This window comes from Streptomyces sp. NPDC018019, assembly GCF_044327805.1.
Lineage (GTDB): Bacteria > Actinomycetota > Actinomycetes > Streptomycetales > Streptomycetaceae > Streptomyces.
This window is the reverse complement of the sequence record NZ_JBIRGD010000018.1, coordinates 124,099-146,729: the sequence shown is the minus strand read 5'-3', so window position 1 is coordinate 146,729 and position 22,631 is coordinate 124,099. Positions and strand designations below refer to the sequence as shown.

Genomic DNA, 22,631 nt, shown 5'->3' with positions numbered 1-22,631 from the left:
CCCGCACTCGGGCACTCTCAGGAGGGTGACGACCTTGGCAGAGCTCGGCAGACGCATGTTCTTCACCGCGGCGGGGGCCCTGGCCACCGCCACCGCGGTCGGCACCCACGCCTTCGCTTCCGGCCACGCGCGCGACGCGCGGACCGCGGACGAATACGTGGACGTGCAACTGCTCAACATCACCGATCTGCACGGTTACCTCCAGGCGGCACCGGGCAGCAGCTCGGTCATCACCGGAGCCGGCGGGAAGAAGTACACGGTGGGCGGCGTGGCCTACATGGCCGCGCACCTCGAACGGCTGCGGGCGGGCCGCGCCAACTCCCTCTTCTTCGCACCCGGCGACCTCTTCTCCGGCTGGGAGTTCCCCGCCGAATCGCTCGCCGACGAACCGACCATCGAGGCCCTGAACCGGATGGGCATGAACTTCGCCTCGGCCGGCAACCACGAGTTCGACAAGTCGCCCGCCTTCCTGTCCCAGCACATGGTGGACGGCATCTCCTACCCGACGGTCGACTGGGACAACTCCTTCCTCGACTCCTCCGGACAGCGCTTCCACGGCGCCGACTTCGCCTACTACAGCGCCAACATGGTGTGGGCCGCCGACGGGCGGACCGTGCTGCCGCCGTACAACGTCGAATGGGTGGACGCCGGGCAGGGCCGCCGCCTGCCGGTCGGCTTCATCCACCTGACCGCTCTCAGCACCGAGACGATGCCCGCCTCCTACCAGCCGGGCCTGCGGAGCCTGGACCAGCTGGCCACCGCCAACCGCTGCGCCGCCGAGCTCAAGGCCCGCGGCGTCAACGCGATCGTGCTGAGCATGCACGACGGCGCAGTGGCCGGCGGCGACTTCAACAGCGGCAGCAACCCCTCCGGCCCCGCCTACGAACTGGCACTGCGCGTCTCGCCGGACATCGACGCCATCGTCTGCGGCCACTGGCACACCGCCTTCACCATGATGGTCCCGGACCCGAACGGCGTGCCCCGCCCGTTCGTCGAGGCCGGCTGCCACGGCCAGCTCATCAACGAGATCAGCCTCCGGCTGGACCCGGCCACCGGCAAGGTCGTCCGCGAACTGACCACCGCCACCAACCACCCCAACACCCGCGACGTGGCCCCGCATCCGGACCTGGCCGAGGTCGTCGGCTACTGGGCCGGGTACGGCACCCGGCGCGCCGCGGTCGCCCTCGGCAAGCAGACCGCCTCCTTCACCCGGACCCGCAACGCGGCGGGCGAGTCCACCATGGGCGACCTGGTGGCCGACTGGGCGCTGTGGGCCGGGCGGCAGCCCCAGGGCCCGATGAACGACGCGAACACCCACCCCCCGGCCCCCGCCGACCTGGCCCTGATCGCCGTGGCGCCGCGCATCGGACAGGCCATCATCGCCGGGGACCTCACGTACGACTCCGCCTCGGGCGGCACGGTGGCCTTCGGCAAGGCGTGGAACGCGGTCGGCTTCGGCGACCCGATCGTCACGGCGACCGTCACCGGGCAGCAGATCCACGACGCGCTGGAGCAGCAGTGGACCGTGCCCACCGGCGGCGGTCTGAAGTACGCGCCGCTGGCGGTCTCCGCCAACGTCCGCTACAGCTTCGACGCGACCGGTCCGGTGGGCGACCGGGTGGACCCGGCGGACGTGTTCATCGACGGCATCGCGCTGGACGTGTCCCGCTCGTACCGGATCGCGGCACCTTCGTACACCCTGCTCAACCAGGACGGATATCCCGCGTTGAGCGGCTTCACCCGGCCCTTCCGGCACCAGCGCGACTTCGAGAGCTTCGTCGCGTACATCAAGGAACGGCAGCGGATCGAGCCCGCGCCGCTGAACCGGGTGACGGTGAAGAACGGCGCCGTCCCGGGCGCGCGCGTCGGCGAGGTCACCGCACCGCAGCGGCTGCGGCGCGCGGACGGCACGGTGCTGCCCCGGGCCGAGGCCGCGATGCTCGCCGCGGGCCGGCCGACGGCGGAAGGATTCCGCGTGCCCTGCTGAGCCGCACCGGCGCACGGCCGTACGGATACGCCAACGCGCCGGGCCCCGCCCGGAGTTCGGACGGGGCCCGGCGCGTCGCGGGTGGGCCGGGGGTCAGGCCGCGCGGGCCTTGGTGGCGTACATGTCCACGTACTCCTGGCCGGACAGCCGCATCACGTCGCTCATCACCTCGTCGGTGACGGCGCGCAGCACGTAGCGGTCCCGGTCCATGCCCTCGTACCGGGCGAAGTCCAGCGGCTCGCCGAACCGCACGGTCACCGGCGCCAGATGCGGACGGCCCTTGCCGCCGGGCTGCACCTTGTCGGTGCCGATCATCGCGAACGGCACGACGGGCGCGCCGGTCATCAGCGCGAGGCGGGCGATGCCGGTACGGCCGCGGTACAGGCGGCCGTCGGGGGAGCGGGTGCCCTCCGGGTAGATGCCGAACGCGTGGCCCTCGTCCAGCACCCGGCGGCCGGTCATCAGCGCCGCGACGCCGCCGTGCCCGCCGTCCCGGTCCACCGGGATCATGCCGGCGGTGGTGAAGAACCAGGCCATCAGCCGGCCCTTGAGACCCTTGCCGTTGACGTACTCGTCCTTGCCGATGAAGAACACCGGCCGCTTGACGATGAGGGTCAGGAACAGCGAGTCGATGAAGGTGACGTGGTTGCCGGCCAGGATCACCGCTCCGCTGTCCGGGATGTGTTCCGCGCCTTCGACCTTCGGGCGGAACAGGACACGCATGACGAATCCGAGAAACGCCTTCAGCAGAATGCGGGACAACGGGCCCTCCGGTCGTGGGTGGTCTGCGGCGGTCGCCGCGAGCGTGCAAGAGTATGCAGCCCAGGACGATACTCGCGGGCCGGTCCCGATCGCACATCGGGTTCACGGGACCGATACGCAGAGTTGACGTGGGTTTCCTCCGTGTTGGGGGCCAGGTCTCCCGTTCGAAAGCTGTACGTGCCTAGGATCGCCTCGACCCATTGACAGGTGCCGGACACCCTCACCGGTGCCGTGGAGCGAGGAGCGCGAACATGCAGGAACGGCAGCTGCCGGGACGCCGGACGGTACTGGGCGCGGCGGCCCTCGGCGCGGGCGCGGCGGTCTGGGGCGGGGCCGGCACGGCGAGCGCCGCGAGCTCCCGGGGCCGCGGCCACGGCGCGCACGACGAGCTGCCCGTACCGCTGATCGTGGGCCACCGCGGCGCCAGCGGCTACCGGCCCGAGCACACCTTCGGCTCCTACCAGCTCGCCCTGGACATGGGCGCGGACGTCATCGAGCAGGACGTGGTGCCCACCAAGGACGGCCACCTCGTCTGCCGGCACGAGAACGACATCACGGCCACCACGGACGTTTCGCGGCATCCGGAGTTCGCGGACCGCAAGACCACGAAGACCGTGGACGGGGCCGAGCTCACCGGCTGGTTCACCGAGGACTTCACGCTGGCCGAGCTGAAGACGCTGCGGGCGAAGGAGCGCATTCCGGGCACCCGGCAGCACAACACCCTTTATGACGGTGTGTGGGACGTACCCACCTTCGAAGAGGTCCTGCAGTGGGCCGACCGCGAGGGCCGCAAGCGCGGCCGTCGCATCTGGCTGCACATCGAGACCAAGCACCCCACCTACTTCCGCAAGCTGGGCCTGGGCCTGGAGGAACGTCTCGCCAGGCTGCTGCGCAAGTACGGCCGGCACAAGAAGCACGCGCCGAACTTCCTCCAGTCCTTCGAGCCCAGCAGCCTCCAGCGGCTCGACAAGTTCGTCGACTGCCCCAAGGTCCTCCTGCTGGGCACCCTCAAGGACCGGCCATGGGACTTCGAGGCGGCGGGCGACCCGCGTACCACCGCCGACCTGGTCAAGCCCGCCGGCCTGAAGTGGATCTCCGGCTTCGCGCAGGGCATCGGCCCCGACCTGACCGTCATCCTCCCGCGCACCAAGGACGACAGGCTCGGCAAGCCCACCTCGGTGGTCAAGGACGCGCACGCCGCCGGGCTGGTCCTGCACCCCTACACCGGCCGCAACGAGAACACCTTCCTGCCCGCCGACTTCCGCCGCGGCACCGACCCCGCCGCGTACGGCGACGCGCTGGGCTACTTCAAGAAGTGCCTGGCCACCGGCATCGACGGCCTGTTCTCCGACAACTGCGACACGGCGCTGCTGGCCGCCGCGGAGTTCCGCCGGCGCTGACACCGCGGGCCGGCGCCCGACGTGCAGGCGTCAGCCCGGCGACGCCGGTGCCCCGGACGAGTGGGTCCGGGGCACCGGCGAAACCGCCGCACGGCACCGCCGCGTCTCGCACGCCATGCGGCACGCCACCACGGATCACGACCTCATCCGTACGCTGCGCCCCCTGCTGGCCGCCGAAGTCGCGGCCGAGGCGGACGCCGCCGGAGCCGACGCCGACGACCTCGAACAGAGTGTGTGGGCCCGGCTGCTGGAACACACCCGCGACGCCGGGCCGCCCGCCGAGCCGGCCCGCTGGCTGCGCCGCGCGGTCCGCGCAGAGGCCCGCGGCGCACGGCGCCGGGCGCTGCGGGAGGTCCCGTACGACCCCACCGGGCCGCAGCCCCGGATCGCCGCCGTCGCCGAGAGCATGGCGCTCGACACCGAGGAGCGGCGCGCGCTGCGCGCCGCCGTCGAACGGCTCCCCGGACGCTGCCCCGCCCTGCTGCGCGCCCTGTTGTCCGGCGCCGACCTCACCTACCGCGAAATCTCATCTGAGTTGGGAATGTCACAGGGGAGCTTGGGGCCGGTCCGTTCCCGTTGCCTGGAATGCCTGCGCAGAATGCTCACGGCGGAGGTTGCCGCTGCGCGAAACCGGGGAGTCCGGAAGCAGCAGCGTCAGTCACGCCACGACGGCGGCGTGCACCACACGGCTCCGTCAGTCAGGGCAACCGGCCCGGGCGTACCCTCTCACCCTCTGCGCGCCCGGGCGCACCGAACCGAATAAGGGGAGGCACTCGCGCATGGGCATGAGCGTGACCATCTCTGCGGCGACCGACCAGGACGCCGAGCAGATCCTCAAACTCCAGTACCTCTGCTATCAGCCGGAGGCCGCGCTGTACGACGACTACTCGATCGAACCGCTCACCCAGACCCTCGATGACCTGCGTGCCGAACTGAGCGACGCCTGTGTGGTGGTGGCCCGGCTCGGCACGGAGGTCGTCGGGGCGGTGCGCGGCTCGGTCGACGCGGACGGCACGGCCGCCATCGGCAAGCTCGTCGTCCACCCGCGCATGCAGCGCCACGGCCTCGGCGGCCGGCTGCTCGCCGCCGTCGAGGAGCGGCTGACCGCCGAACGCTCCGCCAAGCGCTACCGGCTCTCCACCGGCCACCGCAGCGAGGGCAACCTGCGCCTGTACCGCAGCCACGGCTACGCGCCGGTCGCCACCGAGCAGCTCAGCTCCCGGCTCAGTCTGATCACGCTGGAGAAGGAGGCGGCCACCGCGGACGGCGCGCCGCAGGCCTACGTGGCGAGCGCCTGACCGGCCGGACCCGCGCGGCGGGGGCCTGCCGGGCAGCGCGTCACGCCCGGCGGGCCCGCCGCAGCCACAGCAGGCCGGTCACCGGCAGGAAGACCGGGATGAAGAGGTAGCCCATCCCGAAGTCCGACCAGACGGTGGCGTCCGGGAAGGCGGAGCGGTCCACCAGCGTCCACGTACCGACACCGAGCACGCCGATCAGCTCCAGCGCGCAGCACACGACGGCCGCCCTGCGGGCCCCCTCGCCGCCGCGCACCAGCGAGAACAGGATGAAGGCGTAGACCGCCGCGGAGACCGCGGACAGGATGTACGCCAGCGGCGCCCGGTCGAACTGCGCGATCAGCTGGTAGGCCGCGCGCGACGCGGCGGCGACGGTGAAGACGCCGTACAGGGCGACCAGCAGCCGGCCGGGGCCGGTGCCCAGGGAACGCCGCGCGCCGCCCGCCGCGGCCTCGGGGGTCCGGGACCCCGTGGACGTCTCAGACATGGCCGCCTCCCCAGATGTCGAACAGCCGCACTTCCAGTACGGCGAGGACCACCGCGCCCGCCGCGACGGTCGCCGAGCCCCAGCGCGTCCGCTCCGAGAGCGACAGGAAACCGGTGGCCGGTACGCAGGCCGCCGCCCCGACCAGATAGGCGACGAAGATCGCCGTACCGTCCCGGGGCGTCCCGCCGCTGCCCAACTGCACCAGGCCCACGACGAGTTGGACCACGCCCAGCAGGGAGACCACGGCCATGCCGATGAAGTGCCAGTCCTTCGTCGGCTCGTCGCGGTACGCGGCGAAGCCGCACCAGGCGGCCAGAGCGAGCGCGGTCACGCCGATCGCGACCGTCAGCGCGTCGATCACCGGGACCTCCGCGCGGCGCGGCTGCGCGCAGTGGGGAAAAAGGGCATGAGAGGACTCTAATCGGCGGCGGTGGGCCGGGTGCGCGCGGCCCCGCCGGTCGCTGCGACCGCCGCGGCCGGCCGGTGTCACTCCCGGCGGCCACCCCGTCACTCCCGGCGGCCGACCCGGGTCACGTACGCTGGCGCGGCATGAAGATCTCCGCAGCCGCACTGCTCTTCGACAACGACGGCACCCTCGTCTCCTCCCTGGACTCGGTGTACCGCTGCTGGTCCCGGTGGGCCGGGGAGTACGGGATCGCGCCCGAGGACTTCGCCCGTGTCGAGCTGCACGGCCGCCCGGCCGCCGAGATCATCGCCGACCTGCTGCCCGCGGCCCGTGTGCCCGAGGCGCTGGCCCGGATCGAGCAGCTGGAGTACGAGGATGTCGCGGGCGGTGTGCACGCGCTGCCCGGCACCCTCGCGTTGCTGTCCGGGCTGCCCCCGGAGCGCTGGGCGGTGGTCACCTCCGCGACCGCCCGCCTGGCCGAGGCCCGGCTCGCGGAGGTGGGCATCCACCCGAAGACCCTGATAGCCGCGGACGACATCACCCGCGGCAAGCCCGACCCCGAGCCGTTCCTGCTGGCCGCCCGGCGGCTGGGGGTGGACCCGGCCCGCTGCGTCGTCTTCGAGGACGCGCCCGCCGGGCTCGCGTCCGGCCGCGCCGCCGGTATGACGACCGTGGCGTTGACCACAACGCACCAGGCCGGCGAGCTGTCCGCCGACGTGATCGTCGAGAATCTGTCGGCGGTGTCCGTGCAGGCCACGGCGGACGGCCTGGAGATCGTCACGGCGGACTGACCGGCCGTCCGGTCAGTGGTCGGCGCTGTCCGCCATCCGGACAGGCTTGATCGGTCCGTACGCCTGTCTGGTTTACTGGCGAACATGACCACGACGAGCAACCGCACCCCTGCGACCGAGGCGACCATGACGCCCGGTGCTCGTTGCATGTGTCGAATGTGTGACCGCTGAGGGCCCCCGCCGAGCCTCGCGCCCCGAAGCGAGACCCGCCGCCTTGCGCCGTGCGAACCGTACGCCCGTCCGTACGCCACGGCCCTGGCCGCCCCGCGTCACCGGAACCCGAAGCCGGGCCACCGCGCCCTCCGGGTCCCCCATGCCGCACTCCGCAATGAATGCCCCGTGCCCGGCGGGCGAGCCGCCCGGCACACGACAGTGACGGAATTCCCTGTGATCACCACAACGGGCCTGACCAAGGTCTACCGCTCAGGAGACCGCGAAGTCACCGCCCTGGACGGCGTCGACCTGCACGTCCGCGAGGGTGAGGTGTACGGCGTCATCGGCCAGAGCGGCGCCGGCAAGTCCACCCTCATTCGCTGCGTCAACCTCCTGGAGCGCCCCACCTCCGGCACGGTCACCGTCGCCGGACAGGAGCTGACCTCGCTGGCGGGCAGGGGGCAGCGCGCCAACGCCGCGCTGCGCGCCGCCCGCAGCCACATCGGCATGGTCTTCCAGCACTTCAACCTGCTGTCCTCGCGCACCGTCCAGGACAACATCGAGCTGCCGCTGGAAATCCTCAAGGTCGACCGCCGCGAGCGCTCCCGCAAGGCCCTGGAACTGCTCGACCTGGTCGGCCTCGCCGACAAGGCCAAGGCGTACCCCGCCCAGCTCTCCGGCGGCCAGAAGCAGCGCGTCGGCATCGCCCGCGCCCTGGCCGGCGACCCCAAGGTGCTGCTCTCCGACGAGGCCACCAGCGCCCTGGACCCGGAGACCACCCGCTCCATCCTGACGCTGCTGCGCGACCTCAACCGCCAGCTCGGCCTGACCGTGCTGCTCATCACGCACGAGATGGACGTCGTCAAGACGATCTGCGACTCGGCCGCGCTGATGAAGAACGGCCGCGTCGTCGAGCAGGGCACCGTCGCCGAGCTGCTCGCCACCCCCGGCTCCGAGCTGGCCCGGGAGCTGTTCCCGGTCGGCGGCGAGCCCTCCGGCCCGGACCGCACCGTGGTGGACGTCACCTTCCACGGCGAGGCCGCCACCCGTCCGGTGATCTCCGAGCTGTCCCGTACGTACAACGTGGACATCTCCATCCTCGGCGCCGCCATGGACACCGTCGGCGGCAGGCAGATCGGCCGGATGCGCATCGAGCTGCCCGGCCGCTTCGAGGAGAACGTCGTACCCATCGGCTTCCTGCGCGAGCAGGGCCTCCAGGTGGACGTGGCCGGCGAGCCGGCCGGCGACGCGACGGCGGCGTCCGCCGGCGCGCTGGTGAAGGAAGGTGCCAAGTGACCTGGTCGCAGATGCAGCCGCTGCTGTACAACAACACGCTCGACACGCTCTTCATGGTGTGGTGGTCGACGTTCTACGCCGTCCTGTTCGGCATCCCGCTCGGCGTCCTGCTGATCCTGACCGACCGCGGCGGCGTCCTGCAGAACGTCGTGGTCAACAAGGTCATCGGCGCGGTGGTGAACATCGGCCGGTCCTTCCCCTTCCTGATCCTGATGGTCGCGCTGACCCCCTTCACGCGCCTGATCGTCGGCGTCTCCATCGGCCCCACCGGCGCGGTCGTGCCCCTGGTGATCGCCGCCATCCCGTTCTTCGCCCGGCTCGTCGAGGCCGCGCTGCGCGAGGTCGACCACGGGCTGGTCGAGGCCGTCCAGTCGATGGGCGGCGGCACCTGGACCATCGTCTTCAAGGTCCTGCTGCCGCAGGCCCTGCCCGCGCTGGTCGCGGCCGTCACCACCACGGTCATCACGCTGATCGGCTACTCCGCCATCGCCGGCGCGGTCGGCGGCGGCGGTCTGGGCAACCTGGCCTACACCTACGGCTACCTCCAGTACGAGACCAACCTGATGATCATCACGATCGTGCTGCTGATCGTCCTGGTCATCGCCGTCCAGCTGCTCGGCGACCTGATCGTGCGCAGGCTGGCCCGCCGCGGCAGCCGCGGCACCTCCGCCGTACGCGTCGGACTGCGCCGGGCGCCCGCCCCGGCCGCCGCCGGCGGGCAGCCCGCGGCGGCCACCACCGCCGACGCCCCCGAGCAGCGCGTCGGCGTCTGAGACCGGGTCCGCTCCGGACCCTCTTGAGCCCGGACCCTTTGCCGGGCGCACCGCGCGGGGCCGCCGGCCCCGCGCGTCCGAGAAACCGAGATAGGGGCACTCTTCGTGCGTACCACCCGCAACATCACCGTGGCCGCCCTGGCCGCGGCGGCCGTCGCCCTCGGCGCGAGCGCCTGCAGCGCGCCCTCCGACGTCTCCTCCTCCGGAGGCAAGAAGGAGGACAGCAGCGCGCCGCTGACCGTCGCCGCCAGCCCGACCCCGCACGGGGCGATCCTCAACTTCGTCAAGGACAAGCTCGCGGCGAAGGAGGGGCTCACGCTGGAGGTGAAGGAGTTCAACGACTACAACCTGCCGAACAAGGTCACCGAGGACGGCCAGGTCGACGCGAACTTCTTCCAGCACAAGCCGTTCCTGGACACGTACAACAAGAAGAACGGCACCCACATCGTGCCGGTCGTCAACGTCGCCATCGAGCCGCTCGGCGTCTACTCGAAGAAGGTCGAGAAGCTCTCCGAGCTGACCGCCGGCGACACCGTATCCGTCCCCAACGACCCGTCCAACGAGGGCCGCGCCCTCAAGCTGCTCGCCGACAACGGCGTCATCACGCTCAAGGACGGTGTCGGGGCCGACGCCAAGCTGACCGACGTCGCGGACAGCAAGGGCATCAAGCTCACCGAGCTGGAGGCCGGTCAGATCGCGCCGCGCCTCGCCGACGTGGACGCCGCCGTGATCAACGGCAACTTCGCCATCGGCGCCCAGCTCAAGCCCTCCACCGACGCGCTGGCCCTGGAGAAGGCGGACGGCAATCCGTACGCCAACTTCCTGGCGGTCAAGAAGGGCAACGAGGACGACCCGCGGGTCAAGAAGCTGGTCAAGTTGCTGAACTCGCCCGAGGTCAAGAAGTTCATCGAGGACAAGTACCGGGACGGTTCGGTCATCCCGGCCTTCGGCGCGCCCACGAGCTGACCGCCACCGCCCCGCACCTGACGTCCGCACCGGCTTTCGAGCCGCCCGGCGACGGGCCCCGGCCGCGCACCCCGCGCCACCGGGGCCCGCGCGCGTGGCACATCGCCGGTCGGATGCTGCATGCTGGTGCATTCAAAGACGGTCAACCCGGCCCGAACTTCGGAGCAGCACGGTCAACGGCGTTGGAGCAGCGGCATGACATCCACCTTTCCGGACATCTCCATCAGCACGGATCGGTTGGTGCTTCGCCCGTTCGAAGAGGCCGACGTGCCCGCGCTGACGGAGATGATGAACGACGAGCTGACCACCGCCTGGACCGCGCTGCCGCACCCGTACACGACCGATCTCGCCCGTGACTGGGCCACCCGCCGGGCCGGCGCGATGCGCACCGAAGGCCGCGGCATCGCCCTCGCCGTCACCGAGTTCCTCACCCAGCGCCTGGTCGGCACCGTCCAGCTCGACCACACCGACTGGCGGGTGCTGAGCACCGAGGTCGCCTACGTCACCGCGCCCTGGGCCCGGGGCGAGGGCTACGCCTGCGAGTCGGTCCTCGCGGTCGCCCAGTGGCTCTTCCGGGACCAGGGGTTCGAGCGGGTCGAGCTGCGCACCGCCGCCGACAACACCGCCGCCCAGCAGGTGGCCCAGAAGATCGGCTGCATCAGCGAGGGCGTGCTGCGCAACGCCTGGATAGCCCGCTCGCGCACCGAGGACGGGGGCTGGACGGACATCCGTACCGACCTGATCGTGTGGAGCCTGCTGCCCGAGGACCTCGACGGCGTGCCGGGGCGGATGGCCGACGCCAACGGCTTCGCCTACCCCGAATGGAACTGACGCCCCGGCCGGCGTCCGCGACCGCACGGTTTCGGCCGTCCGGGCCCGCCCCGCGACGCTGTGGTCCGGACCTCTCGGGGTAGTCTCGCCCTGCCCGCCGGACGCTCCGGCGACCGGCCGGACGCCGCCGTGCGAGCCGTCCGGCGCGCGCACCGCCCGTTCCGCATGCGTGGCTCTGTTCCGTAATGCCCAGTCCTGTTCCGTAGCCAGCAAAGCCCAGGAGACTGACGACGATGGCCGACCGGGTCACGGTGATCGGGTGGGACGGTTCGCCGTTGACCGCCGCCGCCCGTTCCGCCCTCGGCGCGGCGACGCTCGTGGCCGGCGCCGCCCACCACCTCGCCCTGCCCGAAGTCCCCCCGCACGCCGAACAGATCCGGCTGGGCAGCGTGGGCCTGGCCGCCCGCCGCATCGCCCAGCACCGCGGCACCGCCGTGGTGCTCGCCGACGGCGACCCCGGCTTCTTCGGCGTCGTACGGACCCTGCGCGCGCCCGAGCACGGCCTGGAGGTCGAGGTGGTGCCCGCCGTCTCGTCCGTCGCGGCGGCCTTCGCCCGCGCCGGCATGCCCTGGGACGACGCCCAGATCGTCGTCGCCCACAGCCGCGACCTGCGCCGGGCCGTGAACGTCTGCCGCGCGCACACCAAGGTCGCGGTGCTCACCGCGCCCGGCGCCGGGCCCGCCGAACTCGCCCTGCTGCTGGACGGCGTGCACCGCACCTTCGTCATCTGCGAGGAACTGGGCACCGAACGCGAGCAGGTGACGGTCCTCACCTCCGACAAGGCCGCCGACCACGTCTGGCGCGACCCCAACGTCGTCATCGTCGTCGGCGGGGCCAGCGCCGCCGCCCAGGGCAGCGGCTGGATGGCGGGCCGGGACGTCGCCTACCCGGCCCCGCCGCGCGGCTGGGGGCTGCCCGCGCAGGCGTACGGCGGCGTCCTGGGCGAAGGCGAGTCCGTCCAGCTGCGCTGCGCCCAGCTGGCCCGCCTCGGGCCGCGGCCCGGCGACCTGGTCTGGGACATCGGCGCGGGCAGCGGCGCCGCCGCCGTCGAGGCCGCGCGCTTCGGGGCGGCCGTCATCGCCGTCGACGCCGACCCGGACGCCTGCGACCGCACCGCCGCGGTGGCCCGCCGGTACGGCGTCCAGCTCCAGGTGGTGCAGGGCCGTGCGCCCCAGGTGCTGGAGGATCTGCCGGAACCGGACGTCGTACGGGTCGGCGGCGGGGGAGCGGCGGTGGTCGCCGCCTGCGCCGCCCGCCGGCCCGAGCGCATCGTCGCGCACGCCGCCACCCGCGACGAGGCCGAGGCCATCGGACGGGCGCTGGCCGACGGCGGCTACGAGGCCGAGTGCGCGCTGCTGCAGTCCGTCGAACTGGACACCTCCGCCTGGGTCGAGCGGGAGCGGGCCGTCGTCTTCCTGCTCAGCGGCTACCGGGTTGCTCACCCGTGACCGGGCCCGGACCCGGCGCGGGGTAGGCTGGCGGATCGTTGCGCCGCCGTCCCGCGTTCGGTTTCGTACGCCAATATCCGGAAGATGCCGTGGTTTTGGCCGTAAATGAAGCTCTCAAGGGCGGACGTGCCGCGAGGCGCGCTCGCTCGTTCTAGCTACCGGGGCGGTCGGCGCGCCGCGGTGGAGCGCGTCGCACGAGCGGTTGGAAGGAGCACTACCAATGGGCGAGGGGTACGCATGACCGACACCGGCCAGGTCCCGGGAGAGGGGCTGCCGGAGAACGCAGGCGGACAGCCCGGACAGCCGCAGCCGGCGGCCGTTCCCTCCCCTGCCGATGCCGGCCCGACGCACGCGCCGGGCATGCCCCAGGCTCCCGACGCCTACACCTTCCTGGACCCCGCCGACGCGGGCGCCGAGGACGACGACCTGCTGCTGATGCCGGGGGCGCAGGGTGCGTGGGGCAGCGAGCAGCAGCACCACCAGCCGGTGGCGCCGCCCGCGCAGTTCCCGCAGCAGGCCCAGCCGCCGCAGGCACCGCCCCAGCACACCGTGCCGGAGCAGGCGGGCCCGTACGACGCCGCGCCGCGTGGCGCGGGGTACGAGCCGCTGCCGCCGGAGGCCGGCGACCACGAGAGCGGTGGCCGCGACTCCGGTTCCGTCGACGTGGGCGGCGTGCGGGTCCCGCCGCCCGCCGCGCCGCAGCAGGCCCCCGCGCCGCCGCGCCGCCCGCTCCACATGGGCCCGCCGGTCCCCGACGCGACCGGCGGCGTGGTCCGCTCGCTCGCCGACCGCGGCCCGGCCGGCGCGCCGACCGGCGCACCGGTGCGCGGCACCCCCGCCCGGCCCGCGCCGGGCCCCGAATACCTGGACGTCGAGGAGGGCGCGCCGCAGGCGGAGACCGCCGGTGCCGTCCCCGCCGCCCAGCAGAACCCCGCCGAGGCGTACGCGGCCCCCGCCGAGGAGTACGCGGCGCCCGGCGCGGCGCCGCTGCCCGGACCGCAGCTCGGCGGGATCGCCGCCCAGGTGCCGTCGTGGGACAGTGCCCCGGCGCAGGCGGCCCCGGTGGCGCCGGTCGCCGCGGCCGGACAGACCGCTGCCGCCGTGCCGACCGCTGCGGCTGCAGAAACGGTCGATCGCGGTGCTGAGGAGGCTGCGGTGACTGATGTGACGACCGAGACGGTGGAGGCGCCGACAGCCGCGACGGCCGAGGCCGCCGCCCCGGAGGCGCAGCAGGCGCCGGCGCCGGAAGCCGCCGAAGCGGCGGAGGCCGTGGCGGGTGCGCCGGCCGAGGCGGCCCCGGCCGAGGCCGTGCCGCAGGCGGGCGCCGACGAGGCGGAGCAGGCCGCTCCGGCCGGACAGGCCGCCGTGGCCGACGGCACGCAGCCGGTCCAGGAGCCGGCCGCCGCCGAAACGACGCATGCCACCGGTACGGCCGAGGGCGCGCAGCCCGCCGGGGTGCCGCAGCCCATACAGTCCGCCGAAGAGGCACCGGGCACCCCGGCCGAAACCCCTGCGGCCCCGGATGCCGCCGTACCTGCCGACGGGCAGAATCAGACCGCGGCGGCCCAGGAGGTACCGGCCGAGGCCGTGCCCGGCGCGGAGGAGCCCGCGCCGGAGGGGGCTGCCGCAGCGGACGAGGCTGCCGTGGCGGAGCAGGAGCAGGCCGCCGCGCCCGCCACCGGCGCACCGCAGGAGGCCGCCGCCCAGGCGGAGCAGGCCCAGTCGGAACAGGCCCAGTCCGAGCAGGCCCAGTCCGAGCAAGCACAGTCCGAGCAGGCTCAGCCCGAGCAAGCACAGACCGAGCAGGCCCAGTCCCGGCCGGTCGGGCCGGTCGCCCAGGAGGCGGCTCAGGAAACGGTCTTGGAGGCTTCCGCCGAGGCGGCGCAGCCGTCCGAGACCCCGGAGCCCGCCCCGGCCGCCGACGCGGAGGGCCCGGCCGCGGAAGCCGCTCCCGCCGACGCCGAGCAGGCCGCCGCCCCGCAGCCGGAGCAGGCCGCCGCCCCGCAGCCGGAGCAGGCCGCCGCTCCCGATGGCGCTCAGCAGCCCGCGGAAGCCCGGCACGGCGCGGACCAGGCCCCGGCCGGTGACCAGATCCCGGTCGCTCCGGCCGCCCCGGCCGAGGGCGAGACCGCTCCGGCCGCCCGGGCCGAAGCGCCCGCCGACGCCGGACAACCGGTCCCGGAGCAGGACGCCGCCGAACTGGTCCAGCTCGGCGACGCCCCGGACGCCCCGGTCGTCCTGAACGCGCCGGCCGAGGCCGCCGCGGAGCAGGCCGCACCGGCCGCCGAGGCCCCGGAGGCACCGGCCCCCGCGCCCCAGGACGAGCCCGCCGTACCGGCCGAGGCCGAACCGGCGGTCCCGGCCCAGCCGGCCGGCCCCCCGGCCGCCGGATACGAGGACGCCGAGCGCGCCGCCGTCCACCGGGTCATGCGCGAGCGCCGGGACATCCGCAACGGCTTCCGCCCCGACCCGATCCCGAACGAGGTGCTGCTGCGCGTCCTGGAGGCGGCCCACACCGCTCCCAGCGTCGGGCACTCCCAGCCCTGGGACTTCGTCGTCATCCGCTCGCAGGAGACCCGGGAGCGGATGCACCAACTCGCCGCGGCGCAGCGCGACGCGTATGCGAAGTCGCTGCCCAAGGCCCGTGCCAAGCAGTTCCGCGAGCTGAAGATCGAGGCCATCCTCGAAACGCCGGTCAACATCGTGGTGACCGCCGACTCGACGCGCGGCGGCCGGCACACCCTCGGCCGCCACACCCAGCCCCAGATGGCCCCCTACAGCTCCGCGCTGGCGGTGGAGAACCTGTGGCTGGCGGCCCGCGCCGAGGGCCTGGGCGTCGGCTGGGTCAGCTTCTTCGACGAGCGCGAGATGGTCCGCGAGCTGGGCCTGCCCGAGCACCTGGAGGTCGTCGCGTACCTCTGCGTCGGGTACGTGGACGAGTTCCCCGACGAGCCCGAGCTGATGCAGGCCGGCTGGTCCAAGCGCCGCCCGCTGTCCTGGGTGGTCCACGAGGAGACGTACGGCCGCCGCGCCCTGCCCGGCGAGGCGCCCGCCAACCTCCTCCAGGAGACCCTCCAGGGCATCCGCCCGCTGGACGCCAAGGCGCTCGGCGAGGCGTGGGAGCGCCAGAAGCGGATGACCAAGCCCGCGGGCGCCCTCGGCATGCTGGAGATCATCTCCGCGCAGCTGTGCGGTCTGTCCCGCAAGTGCCCGCCGCCGATCCCGGAGCCGGCCGCCGTCGCCGTCTTCGCGGGCGACCACGGCGTGCACGCCCAGGGCGTGACCCCCTGGCCGCAGGAGGTCACGGCGCAGATGGTCGCCAACTTCCTGGGCGGCGGCGCGGTCTGCAACGCGTTCGCCAACCAGGTGGGCGCCGAGGTCTGCGTCGTGGACGTGGGCGTGGCCGCCGACCTGCCGGCCACGCCCGGCCTGCTGCCGCGCAAGATCCGGCCGGGCACCGCCGACTTCACCGTCGGCCCCGCGATGAGCCACGACGAGGTGCTGCGCGCCCTGGAGGTGGGCATCGAGACCGCCCGCGACCTGGTGGCCGCCGGGAACAAGGCGCTGATCACCGGCGAGATGGGCATCGCCAACACCACCACCTCGGCCGCCCTGATCTCCGTCTACACGGAAGCCGACCCCGCCGAGGTCACCGGCCGCGGCACCGGCATCAACGACGAGACGCACGCCCGCAAGGTCGACGTCGTGCGCCGCGGCCTGGAGCTGCACCGCCCCGACCCCGGCGACCCGATCGGCGTCCTCGCCGCGGTCGGCGGCCTGGAGCACGCGGCGATGGCCGGCCTGATCCTCGGCGGCGCCTCGCTGCGTACGCCGGTGATCCTGGACGGGGTCAGCGCCGGGGCGGCCGCCCTGGTGGCCCGCGCCATCGCCCCCGAGGCACTGGCCGCCTGCATCGCCGGTCACCGCAGCGCCGAGCCCGGCCACGTCGCCGCGCTCAACAAGCTCGGACTGCGCCCGCTGGTCGACCTCGACCTGCGGCTCGGCGAGGGCACCGGCGCCCTGCTGGCGCTGCCCGTCGTGCAGAGCGCCGCCCGCGCCATGCACGAGGTCGCCACCTTCGACGCCGCCGGAGTCACCGAGAAGAGCTGACCGCCCGGCCACCGGCCCTGCGCATGACCCCCGGCCCGCAGCCACATAGGCTGTGGGCCGGGCCCGTACCCTCTCACCAGGTCAGGTCCCCGGGGCGGCAGCCGCCCCGTACCTCAGCCGCTCCAGCGCCGCAGCGGCGAACGCGTCCCCGCCCCCTCCTGCGCGCTGCCCGCACCACCAGCGCCCCGCGCCACCCCCACAAGGAGCCGATACCGCCATGGCCGAGCACGCCGAACACGCCGCCTACCCCGTCGGACTGCGCCTGTCCGGCCGCCGCGTGGTCGTCCTCGGCGGCGGCCAGGTCGCCCAGCGCCGCCTGCCCTCCCTGGTCGCCGCGGGCGCCGACGTCCTGCTGGTCTCCCCGTCCGCCAAGCCGTCCGTCGAGGCCATGGCCGACACCGGGGAGATCCGCTGGGAGCGCCGCCGGTACGCGCCCGGCGACCTCGCCGACGCCTGGTACGCCCTGATCTCCACCGACGACCCCGAGACCAACGCCGCCGCCTCCCAGGAGGCCGAGGACCGCCGGGTGTGGTGCGTGCGCTCCGACGACGCCGAGGCCGCCACCGCCTGGACCCCGGCCACCGGCCGCAGCGACGGCGTCACCGTCGCGGTCCTCACCGGCCGCGACCCGCGCCGCTCCGCCGCCGTACGGGACGCCATCGTCGAGGGCCTGCGCGACGGCACCCTCGCCGCCCCGCACCACCGCGCCCGCACCACCGGCGTCGCCCTGGTCGGCGGCGGCCCCGGCGACCCCGACCTGATCACCGTGCGCGGCCGCCGGCTGCTCGCCGAGGCCGACGTGGTCATCGCCGACCGGCTCGGCCCGCGCGACCTGCTCGCCGAACTCCCGCCGCACGTCGAGGTCATCGACGCCGCGAAGATCCCGTACGGCCGGTTCATGGCCCAGGAGGCCATCAACAACGCCCTGATCGAGCACGCCCGCGCCGGGAAGTCCGTGGTCCGCCTCAAGGGCGGCGACCCGTACGTCTTCGGCCGCGGCATGGAGGAGCTGCAGGCCCTCGCCGAGGCGGGCATCCCCTGCACCGTCGTCCCGGGCATCTCCAGCTCCATCAGCGTCCCCTCGGCCGCCGGCATCCCCGTCACCCACCGCGGCGTGGCCCAGGAGTTCACCGTCGTCAGCGGCCACGTCGCCCCCGACGACGAACGCTCCACCGTCGACTGGTCCGCCCTCGCCCGGCTGCGCGGCACCCTCGTCGTCCTCATGGGCGTCGAGAACAGCGGCGCCATCGCCGCCACGCTCATCGCGCACGGGCGCGGCGCCGACACCCCCGTGGCCGTCGTCCAGGAGGGCACCACCGCCGCCCAGCGCCGTGTGGACGCCACCCTCGCCACCCTCGGCGAGACGGTACGGGCCGAAGGCGTCCGGCCGCCCGCCGTCATCGTCATCGGCGACGTCGTCGCCGTGCACCGGACCCACTGACCCCACCGGCCCACGAATCCGACGAGGCACCCCACCCCGTGGCTGACATCATCACCGTCGACGACCCGGACGACCCGCGCCTGAGCGACTACACGGGCCTGACCGACGTGGAACTGCGCCGCCGCCGCGAACCGGCCGAGGGCCTGTTCATCGCGGAGGGCGAGAAGGTCATCCGGCGCGCCCGGCAGGCCGGTTACGCGATGCGCTCGATGCTCCTGTCCGCCAAGTGGGCCGAGGTGATGCGCGACGTCATCGACGCGGTCCCGGCCCCCGTGTACGTGGTCAGCCCCGCCCTCGCCGAACGCGTGACGGGCTATCACGTCCACCGCGGCGCCCTGGCCTCCATGGCCCGCAAGCCCCTGCCCACGGCCGCCGAACTCCTGGCCCGCCCCGGCACCCGCCGCATCGCGGTCATGGAAGCCGTGAACGATCACACCAACATCGGCGCCATTTTCCGGAGCGCAGCCGCCCTCGGCATGGACGCCGTGCTGCTCTCCCCGGACAGCGCCGACCCGCTCTACCGCCGTTCGGTGAAGGTCTCCATGGGCGCCGTCTTCGCCGTCCCGTACGCGCGTCTGGAGAACTGGCCCCGCGACCTCCGGACGGTCCGCGAGGCGGGCTTCCCCCTCCTGGCCCTCACCCCGCACGCCCGGGCCGTCCCCCTGGACGAGGTGGCCCCCCACCGCCTGGACCGCGCCGCCCTGATGCTCGGCGCCGAGGGCGACGGCCTCTCCTCCCGCGCGCTGGACGCCGCCGACACCTGGGTCCGCATCCCCATGGCCCACGACGTCGACTCCCTCAACGTGGGTGCCGCGGCGGCGGTGGCGTTCTACGCGGTGACGGCGGGGCGAGGGGACGGGGGACCGGCCGCCGGGTGAGCACCCGCCGCGGTCAGGGCTCGTCGTACCAGGCGAAGGCGGCGATCCGCCAGCCCTCCGGGGTGCGGACGAACTGGAAGGTCTTGGACCCGCCGCCTTTGAACGGCGCACCGTCCATGATCCCGGATTTGCGGTACGTGCCGAACCGCGACGCGATGTCGCCCGCGATCTCGGTGCGTTCGGAGGTCTCCCACTCGGCGAACTCCACCAGCCGCCCCTCGGACAGCAGCTGCCGCCGGGGCCCGATGAACTCCTCGACGGTGTAGGCCGTGAACTTTGGGCCGGTCACGACGATCAGGCCGTTGGGCAGGACCAGCCGGCGTATCCGGTCCACATCGGCGGCCCGGCCGCCCCGATTGTCGAAGGCACCGAAGAACTCGGTGGTGAGGGCGTCGATCTCAGTCTTGGACACGGCGCGACGCTAACACCCGGCAGGCAGCGCCGGACACCGGAATTCCGAAGATCCGGTCGGCACGCGGCTCAGGTATGCCCGGCCCCCGGCGGCGCCTCCGCCACGGACGCCGACGTGTACGCCGGCCGCTCGGTCCCCAACGACCGGGCCGGACCCTGGCACCCCTGCGCCACCGCGATCCCCAACGCCACCAGCAGCGTGACGGTGAAGAACACGATGATCCGCTGCCGCAGCAACCGCCGGTCGGGCCCGGGCCGCCGGGCACCGCCCGACGTACGGGCGCCCGTACGCGGCCCGGTCCGCACCGGGCCCGGCCGTGAACCGTTTCCCCGCGACCCGCGCCCGCCCCGCGCACCCGGCACGGAAGGCCGCTCCGAGGGACGTCCGCCCCGTGCCTTCGGCGCGGTCCCGCCCGGGGCCCCCGGGCCCCCGGCAGCCCCCCGCGGACCCTGCGGGCCTTGCGGCCGAGGCGCGGGCGTCGCCGCCCGCCGCTCCGTCCGCTGCCGCGCGTACTCCTCCGCACGCTTCCCGGTCGGCCGGTCCGCCTGCGGACGCACCGCCGGCCTGCGCCGCACGGGCGTGCTCCGCTCGGCCGAGGGAGCCGGCCCCGCCGGCCCCCGCTCCGCCGACGCCCCCCGCTCGGAAGACGGCCCGCGCCCGGCCGAGGAGCCGCGCCCGGGTCCACGCCCGCCGGGCGCCGCCCGGCCCGGCATGCCGTCCCCCGGTCCCGCCACCGACAGCCCCTGCGCCTCCCGCGCCGCGATCTCCTTCAGCCGGAGCGACAGCGACAACGTGCTGGGCCGGTCCGCCGGGTCCTTCGCCAGGCACGCCGCGAGCAGCGGGGCCAGCGCGTCCGGCACACCGGCCAGCTGCGCCTCCTCGTGCACGACGCGGTAGAGCATGACCTCCGAACTGCCCTGGCCGAACGGAGAGTCCGCGGTGCAGGCGTACGCGAGCGTGGCGCCGAGCGCGAAGATGTCGGTCGCCGGGGTCACGGCCGCGCCCCGCACCTGCTCCGGCGCGAGGAACCCGGGCGAGCCGACCGCCGTACCGACGTGGGTGAGCGTGCTCGCGCCGGTGGCCCACGCGATGCCGAAGTCGATGATGCGCGGGCCCTTGGGGGAGAGCAGGATGTTGGACGGCTTCAGGTCCCGGTGGACCACGCCCGCGTCGTGCACCGCCAGCAGGCCCTCGGACAGCGCGGCGCCGATCGAGGCGACCTGCGCCGGATACAGCGGCCCCTCGTCGTTGACCTTGTCGTGCAGCGAGGGCCCGGGCACGTACTGCGTGGCGAACCACGGCCGGTCCGCGTCCAGGTCGGCCGCGACCAGCCGCGCCGTACAGCCGCCCCGGATCCGCCGCGCGGCCGACACCTCGCGGGCGAACCGCGAGCGGAATTCCTGGTCCTCGGCCAGGTCCGGCCGGATGACCTTCAGGGCCACCCGCTGCCCGCGCTTGTCGGAGCCGAGGTAGACCACGCCCATCCCGCCCGCGCCGAGCCTCCGGTGGAGCCGGTACGAACCGACGACACGCGGGTCCTCGCGCCGGAGCCGCATCATCGCCATGTCCATCCCCGCTGCCCGGTCCCGTCTGACGTGGCACAGCTTACGGATTGACGGCTCGCTGTGCTGATAGGCCGCGCATGCGTCGGCAACCGGATTGTCAGTGGCCGGTGGGATCCTGAAGAAGTGGGGGAAAGCCGGGCGCGGCGCGCTCCGGTCTCCCGCGTGCGCTCCCAATGTTCCGTCGCGGAAGGGGGATTGACGCGGTGAAGGGTGACCGAGTCGAGATCGTCGTGGACGCCGGGGACACGACCCGGGCGTATGAAGTGGTGGCGAGCAGAGCGGGCCGCAGGGTCGAGACGGCGGTGCGCAGGGGAGTGGTGGAAGTGAGCGAAGTCACCCGGAGTGGCTCGGTGGTCCGCACGGCCCGCTTCATGGCCAACCGGGTCCTGGCCCTGGTCGAACATCCTGTGCCGCGGGCCGAGGAGTCCGAGGCGGCCGGGGAGCGTTTCCTCCCGGGCGGGCCCACGGCTTGAGCCGGGGGCGTCCCCTCGGGGATGTCCCCAGGTCCCCGGGGGCGCGTCTCCACCCAGGGGAGTACGCGCCGCGGCCTGCCGTCCTCCTCGCGTAGGCCGCCCAATCCATACGACGGCATGACGACCCGGGCCCGCCGGCTGCCTAATGTTGTGGGCAAGCGGCGGGTGAACGCACTCGTCCCCCGAGGTCAGACGCCCGCCGCCCCAAGACGTGACGGGAGCGGGGCGATGGCGGACATCTTCGGGCGCACGGTCGTTCGTACGCAAGGGCGCGGGGCCGCCCCGGCGTTCGGCGGGCGAAGCTCCCAGAAGCGCCATCCCCTCGTCGCGGTGGCCATGGTGCTGCCGCTGGCGGTGGTGCTCGCCGTCGTGTTCGGCGGCTGGGATGCCGTCATGACACAGGCGTCGTCCGTGGCCGGATTGCTGGGGCGCTGAGGCGTCCCGGTCCCGGGAGAGCGGCCCGGGACGGGGGATTTCCGGCCGAAACCCCGTGGGGACGGGGGTGCGGCGGACGGCAGAGTGGCCGGGCATCTGGGGAGATGCCCGGCCATCGGTCTGTCCGGCCCGGCCCCCGTCGAGCCCCGTCGGCCCGCGGCCGCACTCGGCACCCCGCACGCCACAACGGCCGAGGGCCGGAGCGGTGTGCTCCGGCCCTCGGCCGTACGGTGTGGACGATACTGGGATTGAACCAGTGACCTCTTCCGTGTCAGGGAAGCGCTCTCCCGCTGAGCTAATCGTCCTCGGGACCGCGGCCGGAGCCGCGGGGTGGTGCGTGCGCGATACTGGGATTGAACCAGTGACCTCTTCCGTGTCAGGGAAGCGCTCTCCCGCTGAGCTAATCGCGCGGGTTCCGCCCGGCCCGAAGGCGGGGGAAGCGGTCCTTGCGGACCAGTGGACGATACTGGGATTGAACCAGTGACCTCTTCCGTGTCAGGGAAGCGCTCTCCCGCTGAGCTAATCGTCCTTGGAGGTGGAGACGGGATTTGAACCCGTGTAGACGGCTTTGCAGGCCGTTGCCTCGCCTCTCGGCCACTCCACCAGGAGTGCGGGGGGTCGGGAAGATCCCCCATTTCGAGCGGACGACGAGACTCGAACTCGCGACATCCACCTTGGCAAGGTGGTGCTCTACCAACTGAGCTACGTCCGCAGGTGCCTTT

General features: G+C 73.8%; 19 protein-coding genes, 5 tRNA genes and 1 pseudogene. 15 read left to right on the top strand and 10 right to left on the bottom strand.

The window, feature by feature from the left end:
• Positions 1-55: 55 nt before the first annotated feature.
• Positions 56-1,987, top strand: a complete 1,932-nt coding sequence (locus tag ACH4FX_RS27710) for a bifunctional metallophosphatase/5'-nucleotidase (RefSeq protein ID WP_398483477.1) — start codon at positions 56-58, stop codon at positions 1,985-1,987.
• 93 nt (positions 1,988-2,080) lie between these two features.
• Here ACH4FX_RS27710 and ACH4FX_RS27705 read toward each other — a convergent pair whose 3' ends face one another.
• On the bottom strand, positions 2,081-2,749 hold the full coding sequence (locus ACH4FX_RS27705; RefSeq protein ID WP_398483380.1) for a lysophospholipid acyltransferase family protein: 669 nt from the start codon (positions 2,747-2,749) through the stop codon (positions 2,081-2,083).
• A 251-nt stretch (positions 2,750-3,000) separates the two neighbouring features.
• Here ACH4FX_RS27705 and ACH4FX_RS27700 point away from each other — a divergent pair, with 251 nt between their 5' ends.
• From ACH4FX_RS27700 to ACH4FX_RS27690, 3 genes and pseudogenes are all read left to right on the top strand, one after another.
• Positions 3,001-4,149, top strand: coding sequence for a glycerophosphodiester phosphodiesterase (locus tag ACH4FX_RS27700; protein WP_398483379.1), 1,149 nt, complete (start codon positions 3,001-3,003; stop codon positions 4,147-4,149).
• 115 nt (positions 4,150-4,264) lie between these two features.
• Positions 4,265-4,786: pseudogene (locus ACH4FX_RS27695) on the top strand (sigma-70 family RNA polymerase sigma factor); the annotation flags it as partial.
• 142 nt (positions 4,787-4,928) lie between these two features.
• Positions 4,929-5,447: a GNAT family N-acetyltransferase gene (locus ACH4FX_RS27690; RefSeq protein ID WP_398483377.1), complete on the top strand. Its 519-nt coding sequence runs from the start codon at positions 4,929-4,931 to the stop codon at positions 5,445-5,447.
• Between the two features lie 40 nt (positions 5,448-5,487).
• Here ACH4FX_RS27690 and ACH4FX_RS27685 read toward each other — a convergent pair whose 3' ends face one another.
• The gene (locus ACH4FX_RS27685; protein WP_398483376.1) at positions 5,488-5,931 is read right to left on the bottom strand and encodes a hypothetical protein; all 444 of its coding nucleotides are present in this window, start codon (positions 5,929-5,931) and stop codon (positions 5,488-5,490) included.
• Positions 5,924-6,292 (bottom strand): hypothetical protein, encoded by a 369-nt coding sequence (locus ACH4FX_RS27680; RefSeq protein ID WP_398483374.1) that lies wholly within the window; start codon positions 6,290-6,292, stop codon positions 5,924-5,926. Before ACH4FX_RS27680 ends, ACH4FX_RS27685 begins: the two co-directional genes overlap by 8 nt.
• 188 nt (positions 6,293-6,480) lie before the next feature.
• Here ACH4FX_RS27680 and ACH4FX_RS27675 point away from each other — a divergent pair, with 188 nt between their 5' ends.
• The 9 genes from ACH4FX_RS27675 to ACH4FX_RS27635 all read left to right on the top strand — a co-directional run bounded on the left by ACH4FX_RS27675 (position 6,481) and on the right by ACH4FX_RS27635 (position 19,024).
• On the top strand, positions 6,481-7,128 hold the full coding sequence (locus tag ACH4FX_RS27675; RefSeq protein ID WP_398483372.1) for an HAD family hydrolase: 648 nt from the start codon (positions 6,481-6,483) through the stop codon (positions 7,126-7,128).
• 387 nt (positions 7,129-7,515) lie between these two features.
• Positions 7,516-8,577 carry a methionine ABC transporter ATP-binding protein gene (locus ACH4FX_RS27670; RefSeq protein WP_398483370.1) on the top strand — a complete coding sequence of 354 codons (1,062 nt, stop codon included), beginning with the start codon at positions 7,516-7,518 and terminating at the stop codon, positions 8,575-8,577.
• Positions 8,574-9,350: a methionine ABC transporter permease gene (locus tag ACH4FX_RS27665; protein ID WP_398483368.1), complete on the top strand. Its 777-nt coding sequence runs from the start codon at positions 8,574-8,576 to the stop codon at positions 9,348-9,350. Before ACH4FX_RS27670 ends, ACH4FX_RS27665 begins: the two co-directional genes overlap by 4 nt.
• A 105-nt stretch (positions 9,351-9,455) precedes the next feature.
• Positions 9,456-10,316 carry a MetQ/NlpA family ABC transporter substrate-binding protein gene (locus ACH4FX_RS27660; RefSeq protein ID WP_398483366.1) on the top strand — a complete coding sequence of 287 codons (861 nt, stop codon included), beginning with the start codon at positions 9,456-9,458 and terminating at the stop codon, positions 10,314-10,316.
• A gap of 195 nt (positions 10,317-10,511) precedes the next feature.
• Entirely contained in the window at positions 10,512-11,147 is a 636-nt protein-coding gene (locus ACH4FX_RS27655; RefSeq protein WP_398483364.1) for a GNAT family N-acetyltransferase, read from the top strand.
• 233 nt (positions 11,148-11,380) lie between these two features.
• A complete protein-coding gene (gene cbiE / locus ACH4FX_RS27650; protein ID WP_398483362.1) occupies positions 11,381-12,595 on the top strand; it encodes a precorrin-6y C5,15-methyltransferase (decarboxylating) subunit CbiE in 1,215 nt (404 codons plus the stop codon).
• 237 nt (positions 12,596-12,832) lie between these two features.
• The gene (gene cobT / locus ACH4FX_RS27645; RefSeq protein ID WP_398483360.1) at positions 12,833-16,705 is read left to right on the top strand and encodes a nicotinate-nucleotide--dimethylbenzimidazole phosphoribosyltransferase; all 3,873 of its coding nucleotides are present in this window, start codon (positions 12,833-12,835) and stop codon (positions 16,703-16,705) included.
• Between the two features lie 217 nt (positions 16,706-16,922).
• Complete coding sequence (gene cobA, locus ACH4FX_RS27640; protein WP_398483358.1) at positions 16,923-18,146, top strand: uroporphyrinogen-III C-methyltransferase; 1,224 nt, start codon at positions 16,923-16,925, stop codon at positions 18,144-18,146.
• A gap of 38 nt (positions 18,147-18,184) precedes the next feature.
• Positions 18,185-19,024, top strand: coding sequence for a TrmH family RNA methyltransferase (locus ACH4FX_RS27635; RefSeq protein WP_398483356.1), 840 nt, complete (start codon positions 18,185-18,187; stop codon positions 19,022-19,024).
• A 13-nt stretch (positions 19,025-19,037) separates the two neighbouring features.
• Here ACH4FX_RS27635 and ACH4FX_RS27630 read toward each other — a convergent pair whose 3' ends face one another.
• Both ACH4FX_RS27630 and ACH4FX_RS27625 read right to left on the bottom strand, forming a co-directional pair.
• Entirely contained in the window at positions 19,038-19,436 is a 399-nt protein-coding gene (locus tag ACH4FX_RS27630) for a DUF4440 domain-containing protein (protein WP_398483354.1), read from the bottom strand.
• A gap of 68 nt (positions 19,437-19,504) precedes the next feature.
• Complete coding sequence (locus tag ACH4FX_RS27625; protein WP_398483352.1) at positions 19,505-21,001, bottom strand: protein kinase; 1,497 nt, start codon at positions 20,999-21,001, stop codon at positions 19,505-19,507.
• Positions 21,002-21,204: 203 nt separating this feature from the next.
• Between ACH4FX_RS27625 and ACH4FX_RS27620 the strand changes: the two genes are divergently transcribed.
• The gene (locus ACH4FX_RS27620) at positions 21,205-21,474 is read left to right on the top strand and encodes a hypothetical protein (RefSeq protein WP_398483350.1); all 270 of its coding nucleotides are present in this window, start codon (positions 21,205-21,207) and stop codon (positions 21,472-21,474) included.
• Positions 21,475-21,702: 228 nt separating this feature from the next.
• Entirely contained in the window at positions 21,703-21,909 is a 207-nt protein-coding gene (locus ACH4FX_RS27615; protein ID WP_398483348.1) for a hypothetical protein, read from the top strand.
• A gap of 233 nt (positions 21,910-22,142) precedes the next feature.
• Here the strand turns inward: ACH4FX_RS27615 and ACH4FX_RS27610 are convergent.
• The 5 genes from ACH4FX_RS27610 to ACH4FX_RS27590 all read right to left on the bottom strand — a co-directional run bounded on the left by ACH4FX_RS27610 (position 22,143) and on the right by ACH4FX_RS27590 (position 22,621).
• Positions 22,143-22,214: transfer RNA gene (locus ACH4FX_RS27610), tRNA-Val, on the bottom strand.
• A 33-nt stretch (positions 22,215-22,247) separates the two neighbouring features.
• Positions 22,248-22,319 (bottom strand) — tRNA-Val (locus tag ACH4FX_RS27605).
• 47 nt (positions 22,320-22,366) lie between these two features.
• Positions 22,367-22,438, bottom strand: a tRNA-Val gene (locus ACH4FX_RS27600).
• 1 nt (position 22,439) lies between these two features.
• Positions 22,440-22,513, bottom strand: a tRNA-Cys gene (locus ACH4FX_RS27595).
• A gap of 35 nt (positions 22,514-22,548) precedes the next feature.
• A tRNA-Gly gene (locus ACH4FX_RS27590) sits at positions 22,549-22,621 on the bottom strand.
• Positions 22,622-22,631: the final 10 nt, after the last annotated feature.

Bases quoted from the DNA above. Each gene is read 5' to 3' on its own strand.
- ACH4FX_RS27710 (WP_398483477.1), top strand. From the start codon at position 56: ATGTTCTTCACCGCGGCGGGGGCCCTGGCCACCGCCACCGCGGTCGGC.
- ACH4FX_RS27700 (WP_398483379.1), top strand. From the start codon at position 3,001: ATGCAGGAACGGCAGCTGCCGGGACGCCGGACGGTACTGGGCGCGGCG.
- ACH4FX_RS27690 (WP_398483377.1), top strand. From the start codon at position 4,929: ATGGGCATGAGCGTGACCATCTCTGCGGCGACCGACCAGGACGCCGAG.
- ACH4FX_RS27685 (WP_398483376.1), bottom strand. From the start codon at position 5,931: ATGTCTGAGACGTCCACGGGGTCCCGGACCCCCGAGGCCGCGGCGGGC.
- ACH4FX_RS27675 (WP_398483372.1), top strand. From the start codon at position 6,481: ATGAAGATCTCCGCAGCCGCACTGCTCTTCGACAACGACGGCACCCTC.
- ACH4FX_RS27655 (WP_398483364.1), top strand. From the start codon at position 10,512: ATGACATCCACCTTTCCGGACATCTCCATCAGCACGGATCGGTTGGTG.
- cbiE (WP_398483362.1), top strand. From the start codon at position 11,381: ATGGCCGACCGGGTCACGGTGATCGGGTGGGACGGTTCGCCGTTGACC.
- cobT (WP_398483360.1), top strand. From the start codon at position 12,833: ATGACCGACACCGGCCAGGTCCCGGGAGAGGGGCTGCCGGAGAACGCA.
- cobA (WP_398483358.1), top strand. From the start codon at position 16,923: ATGGCCGAGCACGCCGAACACGCCGCCTACCCCGTCGGACTGCGCCTG.
- ACH4FX_RS27625 (WP_398483352.1), bottom strand. From the start codon at position 21,001: ATGGCGATGATGCGGCTCCGGCGCGAGGACCCGCGTGTCGTCGGTTCG.
- ACH4FX_RS27615 (WP_398483348.1), top strand. From the start codon at position 21,703: ATGGCGGACATCTTCGGGCGCACGGTCGTTCGTACGCAAGGGCGCGGG.